The sequence below is a fragment of the Mixta sp. genome (genome assembly GCF_024610815.1).
Taxonomy (GTDB): Bacteria; Pseudomonadota; Gammaproteobacteria; order Enterobacterales; family Enterobacteriaceae; genus Mixta; species Mixta calida.
On record NZ_JANION010000193.1, the window covers coordinates 15,614 to 32,649 of the forward strand.

A 17,036-nucleotide genomic window follows, 5' to 3' on the forward strand; every position below is an offset into this window, starting at 1 on the left:
CGCGATTAAGGAATATAGCGCTGGTTGCGCAGCTGGGTCAGCAGTTCGATAAACATCTCTTCACTGTCGATACAGTCAGCAAAGCCGTGCTGGCGCGCTTTGATGGTGCTGGTGATATTGTCGAAGGTGGTTTTCAGAATAAAGTCGCCGAACTGCCATGAGACGATCTTCTCATAGGGATACGCTTGCAGGCCGTGCTGCTGCGTCAGCTGCTGCCAGAGCGACGCTTTGTCCGCCATCATCTGCTGCAACGACAGCGGGAACGGCTCGCCGACCGGTACGTCAAAGAAAGCGGCGATGCGCGGCCAGATACGCGACCAACGGAAATAGTCGCCGTTGGTGATGTTAAAGATCTCGCCGCGGCAGGCCGAATTTTCCCCCGCCCAGTCGATAGCCTTCGCCAGAATGCGCGCGTCGGTCACCTGATAGAGCGCGTCCCAGGCTGCACGCGGGCCAGGAAAGGACATCGGCACGCCCAGCGCTTTGGCGATGCTGCCGTAAACGGCGATCACCATCAGCAAGTTCATTGGATTGCCTACCGCCATGCCGATAACCGCCTCAGGGCGCAGCGCGGTCCATGACCAGCTTTTCCCCTGCGATTGACTGCGCAGGAAGTCTTCCTGATCGTAATAGAAGTTAGGCGGCATATGACGCGGATCGCTCTCTTTTGCCGGCGACGGGAACGGCCCGATATGGGCGCCGTACGCCTTGCCGCCTTGCATCAGCGCCACATGCTGTAAACCTGGCGCGTGCGTTTCCAGCGTTTCCACCAGGTTTTGCAGCATCAACAGGTTAACCTCCACCAGCTCCGCCGGGGTCGGCTTCTCCTGATATGCGGCAAACACCAGATGCGTGGCGTCCGTCAGCTGCGCGAGCTGCGCTTCGCACGCCGCACGGTCGGTCAAATCTACCGCGATATGACGCGCGCGCGTCGGAAAATCGGGCGCGCGACGCGACAGCGCAATCAACTCCACATCCTGATGTTCAAAATGGTTAAGTACGCCGCGTCCAATCACGCCTACCGCACCTGCGACTACCACCGTTTTTTTCATCCGACGCTCCTCTGTGCCAGCTTATTAATGAAATAGAGTACACAGGGCAGTGTTGTCTACCGGTTTGAAAGCGTCAAAGCGAAAGCCGCGCCCGATTCGCTCCGCAGCGGCGAAAGGCAGGCGCGGCGCGGTCTGCGTCCCGCTTACGGAAATGTACGATTTTATGTCTGCGCGCGCGGATCGGCGTTTTTAATCTCCACCAGCACCAGCGGATTTCTCTTTACCCGGCAGGCCTGGTCGCGCGCCAGCTGGCAGACGGAGCAGTAATCATGCACCTCGGATTGATACTCATATTCAATGTAACAACGAAACTTCTCGCCATAGGAGCTGAGCCGACAGAAGCGGCGCGGTTCAAGAAGCTCGTCGAGCTGTAAGAATGTCAGGGCGGAAGGGTTATGAAACCCAACCCGAATGCGATAAGTCGTCATGACCCGATTATTTTCGCAAAGCGCGACGCAGGCCAGCTGATAAGGGTTCTTCCTGAAATAGACAAAAGCTAAGAGTGTGAGCCGTCGCGCAGCGCGGCCTCAAAGTGGCGCCTTTACAGATATCTTTCTGTACAAGAAAAGGGCTTAACTGTAGGATATTTTACGCTTTTTACATGGCCCCGGACGCGCCAGGATATCCCCTGTTAAAACACACTGGAGAAGGTAATGACGCTGAAAAAACTGATGTGGGTGCTGGCGATAGCAGCGAGCTTCACCGCCGCTATTCACGTTTCCGACCGGCTGATCAATGCGCAGGTCAGCGCGATGGCGGACAGCGAGTAGGCGCCCTCGTTCGCACTCGCCCGGCAGGCTTAATCGACGCATCGCAGCGCCCGTTTGACTGGCCTGACCTCTTTACGTTTAATTGCGCCCTCGCCTCTAAAGTTCCCTGGCGCTACGCCGATAGTCATCAAGCCTGACGCAGGATGCGTTAATCGTGAGACGTTATCGTGCGTCGGGTGACTAACCACGAACGTAATCTTGTAAGCTGCTTGCCGGTTATCCCCGGCGTTTCGGGAATGTCCAGCCCGCTCCGCGCGGGCTTTTTTATGACGCCTGATATCGAAACGTTGAGAATGCGCAGCTTAGTCCCTTCATCGCGCAGGGTTTTAGCACTGAATTCTGTTTTTTATTTTATTATTGAAATTCAAACGCTTTTACAGCCTTTTTTCGCCGGAAAACGCATCCCGCTGCCCGCAGCAAGAAGATATAATCTCCGCAAATAAGGAGATGTTATGCACCGTAATCTTTCCATCGCCGCTGAACGCTCGCTGCTGGGTGAAATCCAGCGCGGGCTGCTGGCAGCCGTTCCCATACTGCTCGGCGTTGTGCCGTTTGGTCTGCTGCTGGGCGCGCAGGCGGCGCAAAAGGGCCTGTCGCCCTTTACTCTGGTGTCGATGACCGGCCTGAACTTCGCCGGCGGCTCGGAATTCGCCGCCATCGCGCTCTGGGCCTCGCCGCCGCACGTGCTGACCATTGTGCTGGTCAGTATGCTAATCAATAGCCGCCATCTGCTGATGGGCGCCGCCATGACGCCCGCGCTGGCGCATCTGCCGCCGCGCAAGGCGCTGCTGGCGCTGTTTTTTATGTGCGACGAGAGCTGGGCGATGAGCATGGCGGACGCGGCGCGACGACGCGCGCAGGGGCTGCCCGCTTTTAGCGCCGGTTATTATACCGGCGTGGCCGGCGCGCTGTGGCTGGTCTGGGTGCTTTCCACCGGCGCGGGCGTGGTTATCGGTCCGGTGCTGGGCGACATTACCCGCTTGGGATTTGATATGGCCTTCCCCGCCGTGTTTCTGGTGCTGCTGAAAGGGATGTGGAAAGGGATGCGCTCCGCGCTGCCGTGGCTGGTCAGCCTGATTTGCGCCGGTGCCACCTGGCACGCCTTTCCCGACGCGGCCTGGTTCGTGCCGGCGGGCACGGCGTCAGGCATCGTCACTATTTTGCTGCTGCACAGGAAATCCGCATGAGCCTGACGATTCTGACCATTGTACTGATGGCGCTGACCACTTACCTGACGCGCATCGGCGGCTATCTGCTGCTGCGCGACCGCGCGTTCAGCCCGCGCATCAAAGCGGTGATGGAAGCGGCGCCCGGCTGCGTGCTGATTACGGTTATCGCGCCGCACTTTGTCACCAGCAACCCGGCAGATCTACTGGCGCTGGCAATTTCGCTGCTGGCAGCAATGCGCTTTTCGCTGCTGCCGGTGGTGGTCATCAGCGTCGTCGCGACCGCCCTTTTACGTCATCTTCTTTAAGCGGCAAATAAGGACAAGACGCGTTGTTTCTGACGCGTCTTGCGATAAGGCATCAGCCGAGCGGCAGTTCGGAAGTCTGTTTGATGGTCTGCATCGGCAGCTCGGTTTTAAGGCACTGGACGCCGCTGATACGCGCCAGATGGTCGATCTGAAACTGACGATAGGCGTTTAAGTCCGCCGTCACCACGCGCAACAGAAAATCGCAGTCGCCCACCATCAGATGACACTCCACCACTTCCGGTAGCGCGCACACCTCGCGCGCGAAGTTATCGACCGTTTCCGCATCCTGACTATGCAGCCAGACCCGGACAAATACCGTCAGCTCCAGCCCCATCGACGCCGGGTTAAGAATGGCGACGTAGCGCGCGATGGCGCCGCTCTCCTCCAGCTGTTTGACGCGCCGCAGACAGGGCGACGGCGACAGTCCCACTTTTTCCGCCAGCACGTTGTTAGCGATACGTCCATCCTTTTGCAATTCACGCAGAATACGAAAATCCAGCTCGTCCATTTTTAGCATCCGGTATCACGATTTATCAAATTAAGAGTACATTATGCCCTGAAAGTGACGAACCGCACATCGTTTAGCTGCCTGTTTTTGGGCGCAACGCACTGGTTTCCTGCGCACAAGCATAAGCTGTGCTTTACTTAACGCCATATCCTCACAGCGAAACTATTTATGAAGATCGGCGAAAAAGTTTCCGGCACGTTTGTTCTGCACTCTTCGCTTGGCAGAACCATGACCATTTTTATGCTGTTGCTGTTGACGGCGGTGCTGATTGTCAGCGCCTGGACGCTGGACAGATCCTGGGAGCGCAAGCTACAGGATACGGAGAGCAGCGCGGTCAACCTGTCGGTATCGCAGGCGCGCCAGGCGGAAGACACGTTTCTGCAAACTGAAATTACGCTGCGCGCCATACAGCGTGAAATCCCCGACAGCGGGCCGAATAACGCCAATAAGGCGGAACTGAATGCGGTGCTGGCGGAGATGAAAAGCAGCCTGCCTCAGCTCAACGGCCTGTTTGTTTATGATGCGCAAGGCAACTGGGTCGCCACGTCGGCGGCGCATATTCCCGCTGGCGCCAACAACAGCGACCGTGAATATTTTATCTATCATCGCCAGAATCGACACGGCGGTACCCACATCGGTCATGTTATCCGCAGCCGCACCACCGGCGATCTGGTGATCCCGGTGTCGGTGCGGCTAAACGATGCCGCCGGCGGTTTCGCCGGCGTGGCGCTGGCTACGGTGCGCGTCGATTCCTTTAAGCGTTTTTATAGTTACTTTGAACTGGGCGAAGGGGATCTGCTGGCGCTGCTGCTGGATGACGGCACCGCGCTCTATGTACGCCCTTTCCCCGATTCCTTTATTAACCGCAGTCTCTCCTCCAGCCCGCTGTTTACCACGCAGCTGCTGCGCGCCGATCGCGGCAAAGGCACCTGGCTTTCGGCGCTGGACGAGAAAGAGCGTATTTTCGGCTACGCGCGCTCCGGCCAGTATCCGCTGATCGTGGCGGCGGGCTTCGATAAGTCGGCGCTATGGTCGCAGTGGCTGCACGACAGCCTGCCGGATCTGGTGCTGAACGGCACGCTGCTGCTGATCATTATTATGATCGGCGCCGTGATGCTGCGGCAGGTGCGTACCAACGTGGATAACCAGATAGAGCTGACGGCGCTGCGTGACGAGCTGACCACCATCAACCAGACGTTGCAGGCGATGGCGCTGCTGGATAGCTTAACCGGCCTGGCGAACCGGCGGCAGTTCGATCTGTTTCTGGCGCAGAGTCTGAAGCGATCGGCGCTTACCGGCAAGCCGGTGGCGCTGATCATGATGGATATCGACTTCTTTAAATATTACAACGACACCTATGGTCATGTGACGGGCGATAATTGCCTGCGTCGCGTCGGCGAGGCGTTGAAAAATATGTCGATGCGCCAGACCGATCTGATTGCGCGTTACGGCGGTGAAGAGTTCGCCATCGTGCTGCCGAACGCCACGCTTGAGGTAGCGAAGCGCGTGGCGGAAAACGCCGTCAAGGCGGTGCGTAGCATCGCTATTCCCCATGAAAGCACGCAGCTGCCGGGGCGCACCGTTACCCTTAGCGCGGGCGGTTTCGCCCTGCAGAGCAGCGGCGACGTTCAGGATGCGCAGCTGCTCAAAGAAGGCGCCGACCATGCGCTTTACGAGGCGAAGCGCAATGGCCGCGACCGCGCGGTGGTTCATACCGCGTCGCCGACAGCGGGGCCATAAACCCCGCGTCGGCAAAGGTTACGCCATCGCGTAGAGCAGCGCGGAGAGCGTGGCGATGCCGCCAGCTAAAATGCCAAGCGCCTTCCCGCCGCGCAGGAACGCCAGCGCCGGTTTGTTGTAGATCAGCCAGGCGGGGATCAGGAACAGGATAATGGCGATCAGCGGGCCGCAAAACGCTTCAATCAGGGTAATAACGTTGGGGTTGGCGTAAACGATCAGCGAAGTCATCACGTACATGGTCAGCACCGCGACGGTCTGGCCTCTTTTCCGCCCTTTTTCGCTACGGCAGTTAAACAGCCGCACGGTAAAATCGCTGAAGGTCTCGGTGACCGACAGCGATACGCCGAGAAACGATTTGGTCATACCGATAATGGCGATAAACGGCGCGATATAAAACAGTACGCCAGCGTTATCGGGCGAGGAAATAATCGACAGCACGTTCAGATTTTTCTCTTTCGCTTCGACAAAAATATCGTGCGGCATGCTCAGCACGCAGCTAAACACAAAAAAGATAATACTGACAAAAATAGCCAGGTAGGCGATGCGAATGACGCGGAACGCGCGCGGCGCGTCGCCTTTTTCCTGATAGTGCGCGGCCAGCGGAGAAATAATCGGGGCGCAGCAGAAGGAGAACGTGATCAGCGGCAGCGTCAGCCAGATATTTTTAAAGGTGGTGGAGGCAGAGGTTTCCGGCAGCGCGCTCAGCGCATCGGTGACGTTCTCCCAGCGCCAGGCGGGGATCTGCACCGCCGCGATAGCGATAATAGCGATGGCGAACGGCAGCGCCAGCACGCTCATGGTGCCGACCACCCGGTCGCGTCCTTTGCTGAGAATGCCGAACAGCACTACCATGCAGATCAGCGTCAGCAGTCCCTTATTGACGCTGGCGAAGTGAAGATGCTCAACGAGGAAGTTATCCAGCGCGCTGACCAGTGAGATGCCGTAGACCAGCATGACCGGATAGAAGGCGACGCAGTAAAGCAGGGTCATCAGCCGATCGCCGCGCGGTCCGAACCAGGTGCTTAGCGACGGCAGACGCTGGCGATCCGGCTCGCTCATATAGATGCGGCCCAGTACCAGGTGCGGCAGCAGAGAGAGCGGCAGGCCCAGCAGCAGCATAATGATAAAGATCACCGGCCCGCGGGTGCCAATTTCAATCGGCAGAAACAGCGTGCCTGCGCCCACCGTGGTGCCATATAAACCTAACGTCCAGATCGTATCCTGGAGTTTCCAACCCTGATGTTTCATAAAAGTCCTGCAAAATAAAAAAATCAGCTATTCAGTAAAATTTACAGGCCATCTGTCTGGTTTAAAGTTTTACTGCGGTATTGCCGCAGGAATTAACAGGCGAGATGGCGAAGCGACGGCGCGCGGATCTTATCAGAAAAAACTGATCTAAGGCCGCCCTGAACGCGGCAATGCTCATTAAAAAGGCAAATAAAGCACATTTTTAATTTGTCTCCGTAGCCGCAACGTTAAATATGTTTAGTCAGGTTATTTTACAGCGACGTTATTTTACAAAAGATTAATAAATAACCCTGTTGGGCAGTTCGAGCCCGCAGCGACATGCTGAATTGGTGAACGCAACAGTACGGTTTTATCACCCGGCCTTCCCTTTTCGAATAACATTTAACCTACATAACTTTGCATTTCTATTATGAATTATGTCACAAAATAGAAAACTCACTCTGCCGTGCCGGGCGACAGGATAATCAGCATCTGAAAGGTAAAGCACTGTAAATACGGCCTGTTATTGCAACGCGTCATTTATTCATGCGCGAAACGCATCGGATCATTCGCATATTGCACTTATTAACTTTGTCCGGCTGGTTCAGTCTTCAAAACAGGCGCAGCAAGAAGCGTCATCAATAAACCGGAGACTCAGATGCAAACATCTTCTACCTCACCCACAACAACCCGTTCCCGTATTGGCGCAATATTCCGTGTGACGTCGGGTAATTTTCTCGAACAGTTCGACTTTTTCCTGTTCGGTTTCTATGCCACCTATATCGCCCACACCTTTTTTCCGGCGAGCAGCGAATTCGCCTCGCTGATGATGACCTTCGCCGTTTTTGGCGCGGGCTTTCTGATGCGACCGATCGGCGCCGTGGTGCTCGGCGCGTACATCGATAAAGTGGGCAGACGTAAAGGGCTGATTGTGACTCTGTCGATCATGGCGGCGGGCACCTTCCTGATTGTCCTGATCCCCTCTTATCAGAGCATCGGCCTTTGGGCGCCCTTCCTGGTGCTGATGGGCCGTCTGTTGCAGGGCTTTTCCGCTGGCGCGGAGCTGGGAGGCGTATCGGTTTATCTGGCCGAGATCGCCACGCCGGGACGCAAAGGCTTCTATACCAGCTGGCAATCCGGCAGTCAGCAGGTGGCCATTATGGTCGCTGCGGCGATCGGCTTCGCGCTGAACGCCCTGCTTGACGATGCGGCGCTGCGCGCATGGGGGTGGCGTATTCCGTTCCTGCTGGGCTGCCTGATTGTGCCGTTCATTTTCCTGCTGCGCCGCAGGCTGGAAGAGACGCAGGCGTTTAACGCCCGCCGCAGCCATCCGGGCATGGGACAGGCGTTCAGAACCCTGCTTGGCAACTGGCAGGTCGTGATTGCCGGTATGCTGATGGTGGCGATGACGACGACCGCCTTCTACCTGATCACCGTTTACGCGCCGACCTTCGGCAAAAAGGTGCTGCTGCTCAGCGCCTCTGACAGCCTGCTGGTGACGCTGCTGGTGGCGGTATCCAACTTTTTCTGGCTGCCGGTGGGCGGCGCGCTCTCTGACCGCTTTGGCCGCAAGCCGGTGCTGGTCGTCATGACGCTGCTGGCGCTGGCCACCTCTTATCCGGCGCTGAGCCTGCTGGCGGCCGCGCCCAGTTTCCATATGATGCTGGGCGTACTGCTCTGGCTGTCGCTGATTTACGGCCTGTACAACGGCGCAATGATCCCGGCGCTGACGGAGATCATGCCTGTCGAGGTCAGAGTGGCGGGATTCTCGCTGGCCTACAGCCTGGCGACGGCGGTGTTCGGAGGCTTTACGCCGGTTATCTCCACCGCGCTGATTGAATATACCGGCGATAAAGCGTCGCCTGGTTACTGGATGAGCTTTGCCGCCCTGTGCGCGCTGCTGGCGACGCTTTACCTCTATCGCCGCAGCGCCGTTCCCTTCCCGCAGGCCGGTAAGACGGTTAGCTAAGGAGCGCTATTGTGAAAATTCATCACGCTTTATTTGCTTTGATTATGGTCTGCTTTTGCAGCGCGAGCGCGCAGGCGAAAGCGCTGACCGTCATGATCTCCGGCGGCTTTAAAACCGCCTGGGAGACGCTGGGCCCGCGCTTTGCCGCGCAGGAGGGCTACAGCATTAAAACGGTATCCGGCCCTTCAATGGGCAATACGCCGCAGGCGATCCCGGCGCGGCTGGCGCGCGGGGAAACGGCGGACGTGGTGATTATGGTTGGCGATGCGCTGAGCGAACTGGAGAAACAGGGCCGGATCTTACCCGGCTCCAGGGTGGAGCTGGCCGATTCGCCGATAGGCGCGGTGATTAAAAAAGGCGACGCGCCGGTGAGCATCAAAACCGTGGCAGCATTACGCGCGGCGCTGCTTGATGCTCCTTCGGTGGCTTATTCCGACAGCGCCAGCGGCAGGTATGTCAGCACCCGGCTGTTTAACACGCTCGGCATTGAGAAGGAGATGCAGGGCAAAGCGCACAAGGTGGAAAGAATTCCGGTCGCCTCGCAGGTCGCTGACGGGAAATATACGCTGGGCTTTCAGCAGGTGAGCGAGCTACTGCCGGTGCCGGGCGTCACCTTTATCGGCGAGCTGCCCGCCAGCGTCCAGTACATTACCCGCTTCGCCGGCGCGGTTGTCGTCACCTCCGCGCATCGTCATGAAGCAAAAGATTTACTGAACTACCTGGCTTCGCCGGCGGTGCAGGCGGTAGTGCGCTCAACCGGCCTGCATTCGGTCGCGCCGGTTAAACAGAGCAGTACTGTTCAATAAGTAGGTTTTCCAGCTCTCTGGCGATGTGCGACACCATGCGGCCATTTTTACGCAGCAGCCCGACCGTGCGCTTCACCACTGGATCGGTCAGCGGCACGCTGGTCAGAGCCGAATGACCCGACGAAGGCATCGACATAGCGGGGACGGCGGCAATGCCGAGCCCCGCTTCAACCATGCCCAGCATGGTGGTGACGTGTCGGGTTTCGCAGATGCTGGGCCGTTCCGGTACGATATCCTCCAGCGCCCGATCGAGCAGGTTGCGGTTGCCGGAGGTTTTATCCAGCCCGACCCAGGCGTGCCGGTAAAAATCGCGCCAGCTGATGCTGCTATTGCCGGCGATCGGATGCTCATGCCGACAGGCGGCGACATACTCATCCTCCAGCAGCGGCAGAAATTCGATATCCGGCTGCGATACGCCGGAAAAGCTGATGCCGAAATCGGCCTGCCCGCTCATCACCGCGTCATAGACATTGCCCGCGCTGCTGTCGATGAGCTTCACCCGTACGCGCGGGTAGCGAGCCTGGAAGCGGCTAATCACGTTCGGCATAAAATAGTAGGCTGCGGACGGCACGCAGGCGACGGTCACCAGGCCGGTTCGCGTCTGGCTGACCTCGCTGATGTCGGCCATCACCTCTTCAAAATCGGCCAGTAGTCGCCCTGAGCGCTCGGCAAAAGCCTGTCCTTTTAGCGTCAGCGTTACGCGCCGGGTGGTTCTTTCAAACAGCTTCAGACCCAGCGCGCTTTCCAGCTTGTCGATTCTTCGGCTCAGGGCCGACTGCGACAGGCAGATCGATTCCGCCGCGATGCGAAAGTTGCCATACTCCACCAGCGCCCGGAAGGCGTAAAGGTCGTTCAGATCGAAATTTACCGGCATTTTCTCACTTCCCTGGCCGCAGTTAAAACCGCATCCGTTTTGTGTTAAATAATTCGGCCGCCACTTTCATGCTGAAGTGAAACGCGGGCGTCGCGTTAAAGAAAAAGGTCATCCACAGCGTGACGGCGGTGAGGATAAAAAACAGGCTGATGCCGTTGCTGCCGCCAGCGATTTTTTTAGTGATAACGCAGTAGCAACGCCCTGTCGTCGCGCCGCCGATGGCGCCGGGCCCTTCGGTAACGCCGCGCAGGAAGCCGACAAGGAGACGCCAGAGAAAAATGGCGATAAGCCCCGTGGCCGTAGCTTTTCTGACGGTCATCCGCGAATGAACCTCTCCGGTCAATCTGGCGACGACGCCAGGCAGTTAATCATCATGCAGACTTTATCACGGCAGAGCAAAAGGGTCAGCGTTGCGCAGGGAAGATCGGAATAAGGCAGCCATGCAAGACGTACCGTCTGGAAGAAACGTTATGGCGGCGGAAGTGGAACGGGCAGCAGGATTCGAACCTGCATCCTCAGCCTGTACGGCCGGCGTAATCTCCACTTATACCACGCCCGTTTCGAAAATGAGGGGACGCGTTATGCCGTTAAACGGCGAAAGCGCATCAGACTTTTTCTTCCAACCACGAGTTGGCCGCAATATCGGCAAAGCAGGAGGTCTTGGTTAAAGGCAGGCGACAGCAGGCGCAGATGGCTCCGTGGCGCGTTTTTTTCGTGCTGGAATAGCAGGTGAACATGAATTTCTGACTACCGCAGGCGGGACAGCTGAACTTAAGTGAGCGCATAGTTACCTCATAAAGAGACGCCTCGTAAATATCTGATGTGTCTTAAGCCTACGCTTTACTGCTGCTTTAACAAGCAGAGGCGAAAGGTAAAACGACAGAATAATTTTCATTCAACGGGCAATGCCGCAGCCCGCCCCGCTCACGGCGTGATATCTCTGCCTGACGATTAGGAATTTTCTTAATCGCAATCAGCGCGCCCTCCTGAAGATGGCAAACTGATTAACTGGGTTTAGGCTGATAATTCGGTTTACGGCAATCTGGAGGTTGTTATGCCCTCTGTTCAACTGCACATCAAAGACCACCCGGAATATGCATTTACCGGCCACTACTTCACCGAGCAGCCGGCAGGAGAAAACGCACCGCTTCGCCGCCATTTTGAAATTCAGAAGGCGACGCAGCCCGCAGAGGCATTTCAGGATCTGATTCAGGGAGATACCGTGACTTTCGTTTCCGCCAGCGGCGAAGCTGAAGAGATGCTGCTGAGCGATGAAACGGCCTCGCATATTATTTTTGTCTCACGCGACTGAGACGTCTTTCCCCGGCGCGCAGCCGCCAGGCTCACAGCCCCGCTCCGGCGGGGCTTTTCATTATGCCCGCAGGCGTTCAGGCAAGCCGTCTGTCAGGGCGTAAAGAAAGGTGGCCAGAGACGATGGTGGAGGCTAAAGCGAGGTACAGCCCGGCGTTCAAACCGGGCTGATGGTCAGTGGCACTGACCTGTTACACCGTCACGTCCATTAGGACAAACATCCGTTGCGGGGATCAGCGATGCGACGCCCCATGAGCAGCCCGTCAGAGATAAGCAGACCACCAGCACAAACACCTTTTTCATAAGCCCCCTTCTGATGCGCTTTTCTGTCCTGAGATTACCTGCGCACCTATTATAGGCGCTGTTATCCGAACGGCAGGCCGCTGCTGACATTTTTGCCGGGCCAGCGCAACAAACGGCGCGTTTTCTGTCAGCCAAAGCCCCGAATTTCCCTTTATGTAAGGAGGCCCGCCCCTTTTAGCCGCCCATTTTACTGAGCACGAACGCCGCCAGAAATCCGCTAACCGTAATCAGACCGGCAAAGTTGTGCGTTTCGGCAAAGGCTTCCGGGATCATGGTGTCCACCAGCATCGCCAGAATCGCGCCAGCGGCGATAGCGGTCGTGGCGGCGATAATGTCAGGAGAGAACCCCTGAAACAGCGTATAGCCCACCAGCGCCGCCAGGCCGGAAGCCAGCGCAATGCCGCCCCACACGCCGAATACATAACCAGCGCTGCGCCCCGCTCTTTTCATCCCTGCCGCGCTCGATAACCCTTCAGGAATATTGGAAAGAAAAATAGCGATCACCGCCACCACGCTGACGGCGCCGCCATGCAGCATCGACAGACCAATAACAATCGATTCCGGGATGCCGTCCAACAGCGCCCCCAGCGCGATCGCCGTACCGCTGCCGCTCTCCTCCTGCTCCGAGGGCTGTTTGCCGCCGGAGCGTTTGCGATGCTGCGCCCCGCGCTTCGCCAGCAGCCAGCCCGCCAGAGTATAGATAGCCGCGCCGCCGACAAAACCAGCGGCGGTAGAATCAAAGCCGCCGGTTTTATACGCTTCATCCATCAGCTCAAAGGAGAGCGCGGAGATCAGCACGCCGCTGCCAAAGGCCATTATCGCCGCGATAGCGCGCTGCGGCACGGCGATAAACCACGCGACCGCTGCGCCGATCACTAATGCAAAGCCAGAAATAAACCCCCAGAATCCTGCCTGCGCCCATAGCGGCATCATCGCCATTTCCTTCTCCTCATCATGGATTTTACGCTTTAAGCATAGTGTGAAAGCATCACACTGCCGGTGCGGCGCAGGACGCATTGAGGAATACGGTAAAAATGTCGCCAACAGCGCGGCGGACGTGAAACAGGCAATTGACGATATGTCAGCGGACGTGGTGAATTTCCCTCAGTAGCCCTTTCTTCAAAACGCGCGACCAGGCCTATGCCCTCTTTACCGACGCACGCAGGTCTTTACTCCTTCCTCAGTTTTATCTTAAACATCCATAAAAACAAGACGCTGCCGCGCCTGCGGCTTTGACAACGCGCCGCTGTTCACTACCCTTTAAGGGCAACGTTGTTGTTGCGTTAAACTTACACAGGGAATTTCATGAAAAAGATTATCGGTGGTTTATTTATTCTTTCCAGCCTGTTTGCGCTGGCGGGTTGTCAGCACGACAGCAGCGCCGTCGGCCCTGATGGCCGTCCGCACGCGCCAAGCAATCAGTCAGTGCCTGGCGGCACCCAGGGCCAGGGCCCGGTTGGCCAGCCGCAGTCTTAATTGTCACCCGTTTTATATCGAATGTCGCACTTTCCATAGCCCGTTCAGTCCGGGCTTTTTTATTCCTGTAAACCGCCTTTTCAGGCGCCGCGATAGCGTAAATGCAGCAGCGGATAAGGCCGACCGCAATCATCGACGGGCGAGCGGCCGGTTACGACAAACCCCATCTTTTTATAAAATCCTGCGGCCTGTGCATTCTGTTCGTTGACATCAGTGGTTAAGGACGGAATCAACGCAAGCGCATGTTTCACCAGCAGTCGTCCCACGCCGCAGCCGCGCAGTTCGGGATCGACGAACAACGCGTCGAGATGATCTTCAGAAAGCAGCATAAAAGCGACAGGCCTGTCCTGCGGTGTGACCGCAATCCACAGCGGCGCCTGCGGCAAAAATGCGCGCACCTCGCGCTCAATGTCTTGTTTATCAGCCGACGTTAAAAAGTGGTGGGTGGCATCGACGGCTCGGCGCCAGATGGCGATGACCATCTCTCCCTCATCCTGACGAACGCGGCGAATGCTGAACATCATGGCTCTCTTCCCTTTTACAATTTCTTCAAACGCACCGCCCGCTGCGCCTGTTGGCCGCACGCGCGCACGCTGGCAACGCACCGGATATTGATACCTTATGCGGATACGCTACGACGTACCGACTCCGCTTCTCTTTTACGGGTCGGAAAGACAAAAATGATAAAACAATGTCCGGTATGGGTAACGCTCGTCGTCACGCGTTTCCCGGCATCACCATTACAGGGTACCTGTGGCGCGCTTTCACGTTTAAGGATTTTTTACTGCATAAAAAAACCGCCCGCAGGCGGTTTGATTCTTGCTCAGATATCTTTTCCGGCATCGGGAGGCAAATCGTCTTCCCCCTCAATGTATTCAATATCGTCTTCATCATCTTCAATATCATCTGGCAAGGGTTCGTCAAAATCGGGGCGTTCAGACATATCTACCTCCGGCGTTGTGGGAACCTGTTGACTATAGCCTGGCGAGGCGTTTTTGCTGTGACGGTGAAAAGAATTAAAACGGGCGAAGATAAATCTTCGCTCCGTGGCGAATCGCCTATTCGCGCAAGCGCGTTGCTTCCGCCTGATGGTTCGAGCCCGTCGGCTGGCCATGCTTATGGCTCAGGCACGAGGCGATGGTCAGCGGCGCTTTACACCTTGCGCAGGCGGCGCCATGCCCGGTCCGCCTAAAGTGACAGTAACGGGTAAAGACGAATTTTTCGCAGCCGCACTTCGGGCAGCAAAAACTTAGAAAGTACATGCTTCCTCCCGATGATCGTGGACAGAATAACAGCGAATCAGACATAAACTTTAGCCGTTTATTCCATATATCCCCTGCGTTATCTATCGTTATTAATAAGTTACATAGCGAATCGTTTCGGTAAATTTTTTCTTATGGAACTTACCTGGAAGGAGGTAGACAGTTAATGCTGGCCGCGCTATGCAAAGCTGAGCGCTGGCTCAGGCTGCATCCGCCGATTTTTATGACTACAAACGACTTATTGAACGAACGTTAGTCTGATAACAGCTTAACAGGCGGCCTCGGCAGGCGCGCCTCTGCTGAAAAAGTGAAACACCTTTATTATCCACTTAACCTCCACTATTAAATCACTCTTTTTAATATATAGCATACGCAACCCATAAGAAACACAACGTGTAATAATGCGCTACATCAATGCACTGCGCCTGTTTTTAATTAAAATATCCTGCCATCTAAAAAGTGAACGATCTGCTAATCAATCAGACGCTACCGCGCCGCAAATAAACTTCCTGTAAACCTTAACAGCAATGGAACTCATAACATGCAGAACAATACACTTGATCAGACGGTAAGAAAAAACGTTGCGTTAAATCCTGTTAGAAAGAATGAATTAAGGAAGCATCTTTATCACTGCCTGCAACGTGAGGTAATAATGAATGAAAAACCGTTTTCATGGTGGCGCGCTTTACATAAAGCGTTAAAATGCCCTAAGCGACGCTTCAATTTTTGGTGGCGTATTGCATCTTACCTGTATCACACTGGATCACCGGCAAAAAAACAATTAGCCTACAGAATAAACAGAAAGCTTATACAAAAATATAACACCGAGATTCAGCTCCCTGCCCAAATAGCACCGGGACTAATCGTCACGCATTATCTTTCCGTGGTAATAAATGGCTGTGCAGTTATTGGAAAAAACTTTAAGGTACGACAGAACACTACAATAGGTTTATCCGGCAGAGGCAGCAATCATCATCCAAAAATAAATATTGGCGATAATGTTGAAGTAGGCGCGAACAGCTGTATCATTGGCGACAATTTACGCATCGGAAATAACGTTACTATCGGTGCAATGTCCTTTATCAATAAAGATATTCCTGATGACAGCATTGTATTTACCGAAAAGAGAAACAGCATAGCCGTTAAAAAAGAGAAATTATAAGTTCCTTCTTCAAAAGGCTACAGCAAGCGTTTCGGCGATAAAATCATAGACAAGAGCTCTGTTGCCTCTACACCTGCCCTCAAACATATGAGCTGCGTCAGCCTCTGGCCTGCCTGGGATCGACTCGCCCTGCCGGTCTATTTTATAAGCGGATATTATCATTGCAGGGAGTTTCGCCATGAAGACCTATAAAAGCGGTATCGCGCTGGTGCGGCTGCACGACCATCAGGCGTGGGTAGCAGGAGATAACTTCCGCTGGCTGAGATTTTCCTCTCACACACGCTACTGTGGGCCAAAATCTGCGGAGCCATTATGACCCCTAACGCAGGAAACTATCTCAACAGAGCAATGAACAGACCGGCATTTTTGAAAGCGCAGGAGAGAAATAATCTGTAATTCTGGCGCGTGATATGTATGGTGATTCGCCGTAGTCTTGCCAGCTCAACGCGCCTGTCGCCCGCGTTGAATAATGCTTAATAAAGACGGGCGTTAGTTTCTGGGCGCCTCAGCAGCGTTACTGCGCGCGCTTTACACCAGCGCGCCAGGCAGCGATTTCCACCTGCTTTCACAGCACGCAGCGTGAACACGCTGATGCGCGTGAGTCATCACAGACCGCAACATTCTGCAACGCTGCTGTCGGCCTGTTTATCCGCTATGTTATCAGGCAATATCGTTTATCCGTGTCGGGAAATGCAATGCAGGCAAGGTGCTGAGCTGGAGTAACGGATGTTGGCTGCCTGTACCGCAAAGGAAATATGCGAAAAAGACCCAAGAAAAATACGGTTATCGGCTTGCGGTAAATTCTGACAGCCAGCTTCATGAACCAGGCGAATGCCGCTAAACGAGGTGTTCTTTTCAACATAATAAAATGCGCTCATTATTTTCCCTGAAAAATTAATCATTCCGCAACTTTTCGCCTGGGTCAGCAATAGGCTGACGTCACGATAACTACCCGCGTTAAAACAAGATCGATAAAAAAACGATACCGCCGCTGTCAAAAAAAACGTTCAAAAGCATCAGCACAGAAGGTGCCAGAGAAAGCGGTAGACGCTGCCTCACACAGATAATCTTCGGTCGACAAACTTCGTCGTCATCTCTGGCT

General features: G+C 55.4%; 17 protein-coding genes and 1 tRNA gene. 8 read left to right on the plus strand and 10 right to left on the minus strand.

Features of this window, described 5'->3' with window-relative positions; all coding sequences use genetic code 11:
* Nucleotides 1-5: 5 nt before the first annotated feature.
* Together MYY08_RS14690 and MYY08_RS14695 are read right to left on the minus strand one after the other, a co-directional pair.
* Nucleotides 6-1,052, minus strand: coding sequence for an SDR family oxidoreductase (locus MYY08_RS14690; RefSeq protein WP_084969957.1), 1,047 nt, complete (start codon nucleotides 1,050-1,052; stop codon nucleotides 6-8).
* Nucleotides 1,053-1,213: 161 nt separating this feature from the next.
* Complete coding sequence (locus MYY08_RS14695; RefSeq protein WP_038626662.1) at nucleotides 1,214-1,480, minus strand: hypothetical protein; 267 nt, start codon at nucleotides 1,478-1,480, stop codon at nucleotides 1,214-1,216.
* A gap of 794 nt (nucleotides 1,481-2,274) precedes the next feature.
* On the opposite strand from MYY08_RS14695, the gene MYY08_RS14700 reads away from it, so the two are divergent.
* Together MYY08_RS14700 and MYY08_RS14705 are read left to right on the plus strand one after the other, a co-directional pair.
* Nucleotides 2,275-3,009, plus strand: coding sequence for an AzlC family ABC transporter permease (locus MYY08_RS14700; protein ID WP_288014724.1), 735 nt, complete (start codon nucleotides 2,275-2,277; stop codon nucleotides 3,007-3,009).
* Nucleotides 3,006-3,296 carry an AzlD family protein gene (locus MYY08_RS14705; protein WP_084969953.1) on the plus strand — a complete coding sequence of 97 codons (291 nt, stop codon included), beginning with the start codon at nucleotides 3,006-3,008 and terminating at the stop codon, nucleotides 3,294-3,296. The genes MYY08_RS14700 and MYY08_RS14705 overlap by 4 nt, the downstream gene beginning before the upstream one ends.
* Nucleotides 3,297-3,348: 52 nt before the next feature.
* Here MYY08_RS14705 and MYY08_RS14710 read toward each other — a convergent pair whose 3' ends face one another.
* Entirely contained in the window at nucleotides 3,349-3,804 is a 456-nt protein-coding gene (locus MYY08_RS14710) for an Lrp/AsnC family transcriptional regulator (RefSeq protein ID WP_306552690.1), read from the minus strand.
* Between the two features lie 168 nt (nucleotides 3,805-3,972).
* Here MYY08_RS14710 and MYY08_RS14715 point away from each other — a divergent pair, with 168 nt between their 5' ends.
* Nucleotides 3,973-5,544, plus strand: a complete 1,572-nt coding sequence (locus tag MYY08_RS14715) for a sensor domain-containing diguanylate cyclase (RefSeq protein ID WP_190296743.1) — start codon at nucleotides 3,973-3,975, stop codon at nucleotides 5,542-5,544.
* An 18-nt stretch (nucleotides 5,545-5,562) separates the two neighbouring features.
* On the opposite strand, the gene MYY08_RS14720 is transcribed toward MYY08_RS14715, so the two are convergent.
* Nucleotides 5,563-6,792, minus strand: a complete 1,230-nt coding sequence (locus tag MYY08_RS14720; protein ID WP_052133910.1) for an amino acid permease — start codon at nucleotides 6,790-6,792, stop codon at nucleotides 5,563-5,565.
* Nucleotides 6,793-7,429: 637 nt separating this feature from the next.
* Between MYY08_RS14720 and MYY08_RS14725 the strand changes: the two genes are divergently transcribed.
* Complete coding sequence (locus MYY08_RS14725) at nucleotides 7,430-8,740, plus strand: MFS transporter (protein WP_038626674.1); 1,311 nt, start codon at nucleotides 7,430-7,432, stop codon at nucleotides 8,738-8,740.
* 44 nt (nucleotides 8,741-8,784) lie between these two features.
* Complete coding sequence (locus MYY08_RS14730; protein WP_052134018.1) at nucleotides 8,785-9,546, plus strand: substrate-binding domain-containing protein; 762 nt, start codon at nucleotides 8,785-8,787, stop codon at nucleotides 9,544-9,546.
* Here the strand turns inward: MYY08_RS14730 and psrA are convergent.
* From psrA to MYY08_RS14745, 3 genes are all read right to left on the minus strand, one after another.
* The gene (gene psrA, locus MYY08_RS14735) at nucleotides 9,521-10,420 is read right to left on the minus strand and encodes an L-proline-binding transcription factor PsrA (protein WP_038626678.1); all 900 of its coding nucleotides are present in this window, start codon (nucleotides 10,418-10,420) and stop codon (nucleotides 9,521-9,523) included. The genes MYY08_RS14730 and psrA overlap by 26 nt on opposite strands.
* 22 nt (nucleotides 10,421-10,442) lie before the next feature.
* Nucleotides 10,443-10,739 carry a hypothetical protein gene (locus MYY08_RS14740; RefSeq protein ID WP_038626680.1) on the minus strand — a complete coding sequence of 99 codons (297 nt, stop codon included), beginning with the start codon at nucleotides 10,737-10,739 and terminating at the stop codon, nucleotides 10,443-10,445.
* A 164-nt stretch (nucleotides 10,740-10,903) separates the two neighbouring features.
* Nucleotides 10,904-10,979, minus strand: a tRNA-Val gene (locus tag MYY08_RS14745).
* Between the two features lie 495 nt (nucleotides 10,980-11,474).
* Between MYY08_RS14745 and MYY08_RS14750 the strand changes: the two genes are divergently transcribed.
* Complete coding sequence (locus tag MYY08_RS14750) at nucleotides 11,475-11,732, plus strand: hypothetical protein (protein WP_038626683.1); 258 nt, start codon at nucleotides 11,475-11,477, stop codon at nucleotides 11,730-11,732.
* A gap of 476 nt (nucleotides 11,733-12,208) precedes the next feature.
* Here MYY08_RS14750 and MYY08_RS14755 read toward each other — a convergent pair whose 3' ends face one another.
* Nucleotides 12,209-12,967, minus strand: coding sequence for a ZIP family metal transporter (locus tag MYY08_RS14755; RefSeq protein ID WP_211278239.1), 759 nt, complete (start codon nucleotides 12,965-12,967; stop codon nucleotides 12,209-12,211).
* Nucleotides 12,968-13,339: 372 nt separating this feature from the next.
* Between MYY08_RS14755 and MYY08_RS14760 the strand changes: the two genes are divergently transcribed.
* On the plus strand, nucleotides 13,340-13,510 hold the full coding sequence (locus tag MYY08_RS14760) for a membrane lipoprotein lipid attachment site-containing protein (protein ID WP_038626685.1): 171 nt from the start codon (nucleotides 13,340-13,342) through the stop codon (nucleotides 13,508-13,510).
* A gap of 80 nt (nucleotides 13,511-13,590) precedes the next feature.
* Here MYY08_RS14760 and MYY08_RS14765 read toward each other — a convergent pair whose 3' ends face one another.
* On the minus strand, nucleotides 13,591-14,034 hold the full coding sequence (locus MYY08_RS14765) for an acetyltransferase (protein ID WP_288014734.1): 444 nt from the start codon (nucleotides 14,032-14,034) through the stop codon (nucleotides 13,591-13,593).
* A gap of 1,279 nt (nucleotides 14,035-15,313) precedes the next feature.
* Between MYY08_RS14765 and MYY08_RS14770 the strand changes: the two genes are divergently transcribed.
* Entirely contained in the window at nucleotides 15,314-15,934 is a 621-nt protein-coding gene (locus MYY08_RS14770) for a serine acetyltransferase (protein ID WP_288014730.1), read from the plus strand.
* 674 nt (nucleotides 15,935-16,608) lie between these two features.
* Here MYY08_RS14770 and MYY08_RS14775 read toward each other — a convergent pair.
* Nucleotides 16,609-16,812, minus strand: coding sequence for a hypothetical protein (locus MYY08_RS14775; protein WP_288014732.1), 204 nt, complete (start codon nucleotides 16,810-16,812; stop codon nucleotides 16,609-16,611).
* Nucleotides 16,813-17,036: the final 224 nt, after the last annotated feature.

Bases quoted from the DNA above. Each gene is read 5' to 3' on its own strand.
- MYY08_RS14690 (WP_084969957.1), bottom strand. From the start codon at position 1,052: ATGAAAAAAACGGTGGTAGTCGCAGGTGCGGTAGGCGTGATTGGACGC.
- MYY08_RS14695 (WP_038626662.1), bottom strand. From the start codon at position 1,480: ATGACGACTTATCGCATTCGGGTTGGGTTTCATAACCCTTCCGCCCTG.
- MYY08_RS14700 (WP_288014724.1), top strand. From the start codon at position 2,275: ATGCACCGTAATCTTTCCATCGCCGCTGAACGCTCGCTGCTGGGTGAA.
- MYY08_RS14705 (WP_084969953.1), top strand. From the start codon at position 3,006: ATGAGCCTGACGATTCTGACCATTGTACTGATGGCGCTGACCACTTAC.
- MYY08_RS14710 (WP_306552690.1), bottom strand. From the start codon at position 3,804: ATGGACGAGCTGGATTTTCGTATTCTGCGTGAATTGCAAAAGGATGGA.
- MYY08_RS14715 (WP_190296743.1), top strand. From the start codon at position 3,973: ATGAAGATCGGCGAAAAAGTTTCCGGCACGTTTGTTCTGCACTCTTCG.
- MYY08_RS14720 (WP_052133910.1), bottom strand. From the start codon at position 6,792: ATGAAACATCAGGGTTGGAAACTCCAGGATACGATCTGGACGTTAGGT.
- MYY08_RS14725 (WP_038626674.1), top strand. From the start codon at position 7,430: ATGCAAACATCTTCTACCTCACCCACAACAACCCGTTCCCGTATTGGC.
- MYY08_RS14730 (WP_052134018.1), top strand. From the start codon at position 8,785: ATGGTCTGCTTTTGCAGCGCGAGCGCGCAGGCGAAAGCGCTGACCGTC.
- psrA (WP_038626678.1), bottom strand. From the start codon at position 10,420: ATGCCGGTAAATTTCGATCTGAACGACCTTTACGCCTTCCGGGCGCTG.
- MYY08_RS14740 (WP_038626680.1), bottom strand. From the start codon at position 10,739: ATGACCGTCAGAAAAGCTACGGCCACGGGGCTTATCGCCATTTTTCTC.
- MYY08_RS14750 (WP_038626683.1), top strand. From the start codon at position 11,475: ATGCCCTCTGTTCAACTGCACATCAAAGACCACCCGGAATATGCATTT.
- MYY08_RS14755 (WP_211278239.1), bottom strand. From the start codon at position 12,967: ATGATGCCGCTATGGGCGCAGGCAGGATTCTGGGGGTTTATTTCTGGC.
- MYY08_RS14760 (WP_038626685.1), top strand. From the start codon at position 13,340: ATGAAAAAGATTATCGGTGGTTTATTTATTCTTTCCAGCCTGTTTGCG.
- MYY08_RS14765 (WP_288014734.1), bottom strand. From the start codon at position 14,034: ATGATGTTCAGCATTCGCCGCGTTCGTCAGGATGAGGGAGAGATGGTC.
- MYY08_RS14770 (WP_288014730.1), top strand. From the start codon at position 15,314: ATGCAGAACAATACACTTGATCAGACGGTAAGAAAAAACGTTGCGTTA.
- MYY08_RS14775 (WP_288014732.1), bottom strand. From the start codon at position 16,812: ATGAGCGCATTTTATTATGTTGAAAAGAACACCTCGTTTAGCGGCATT.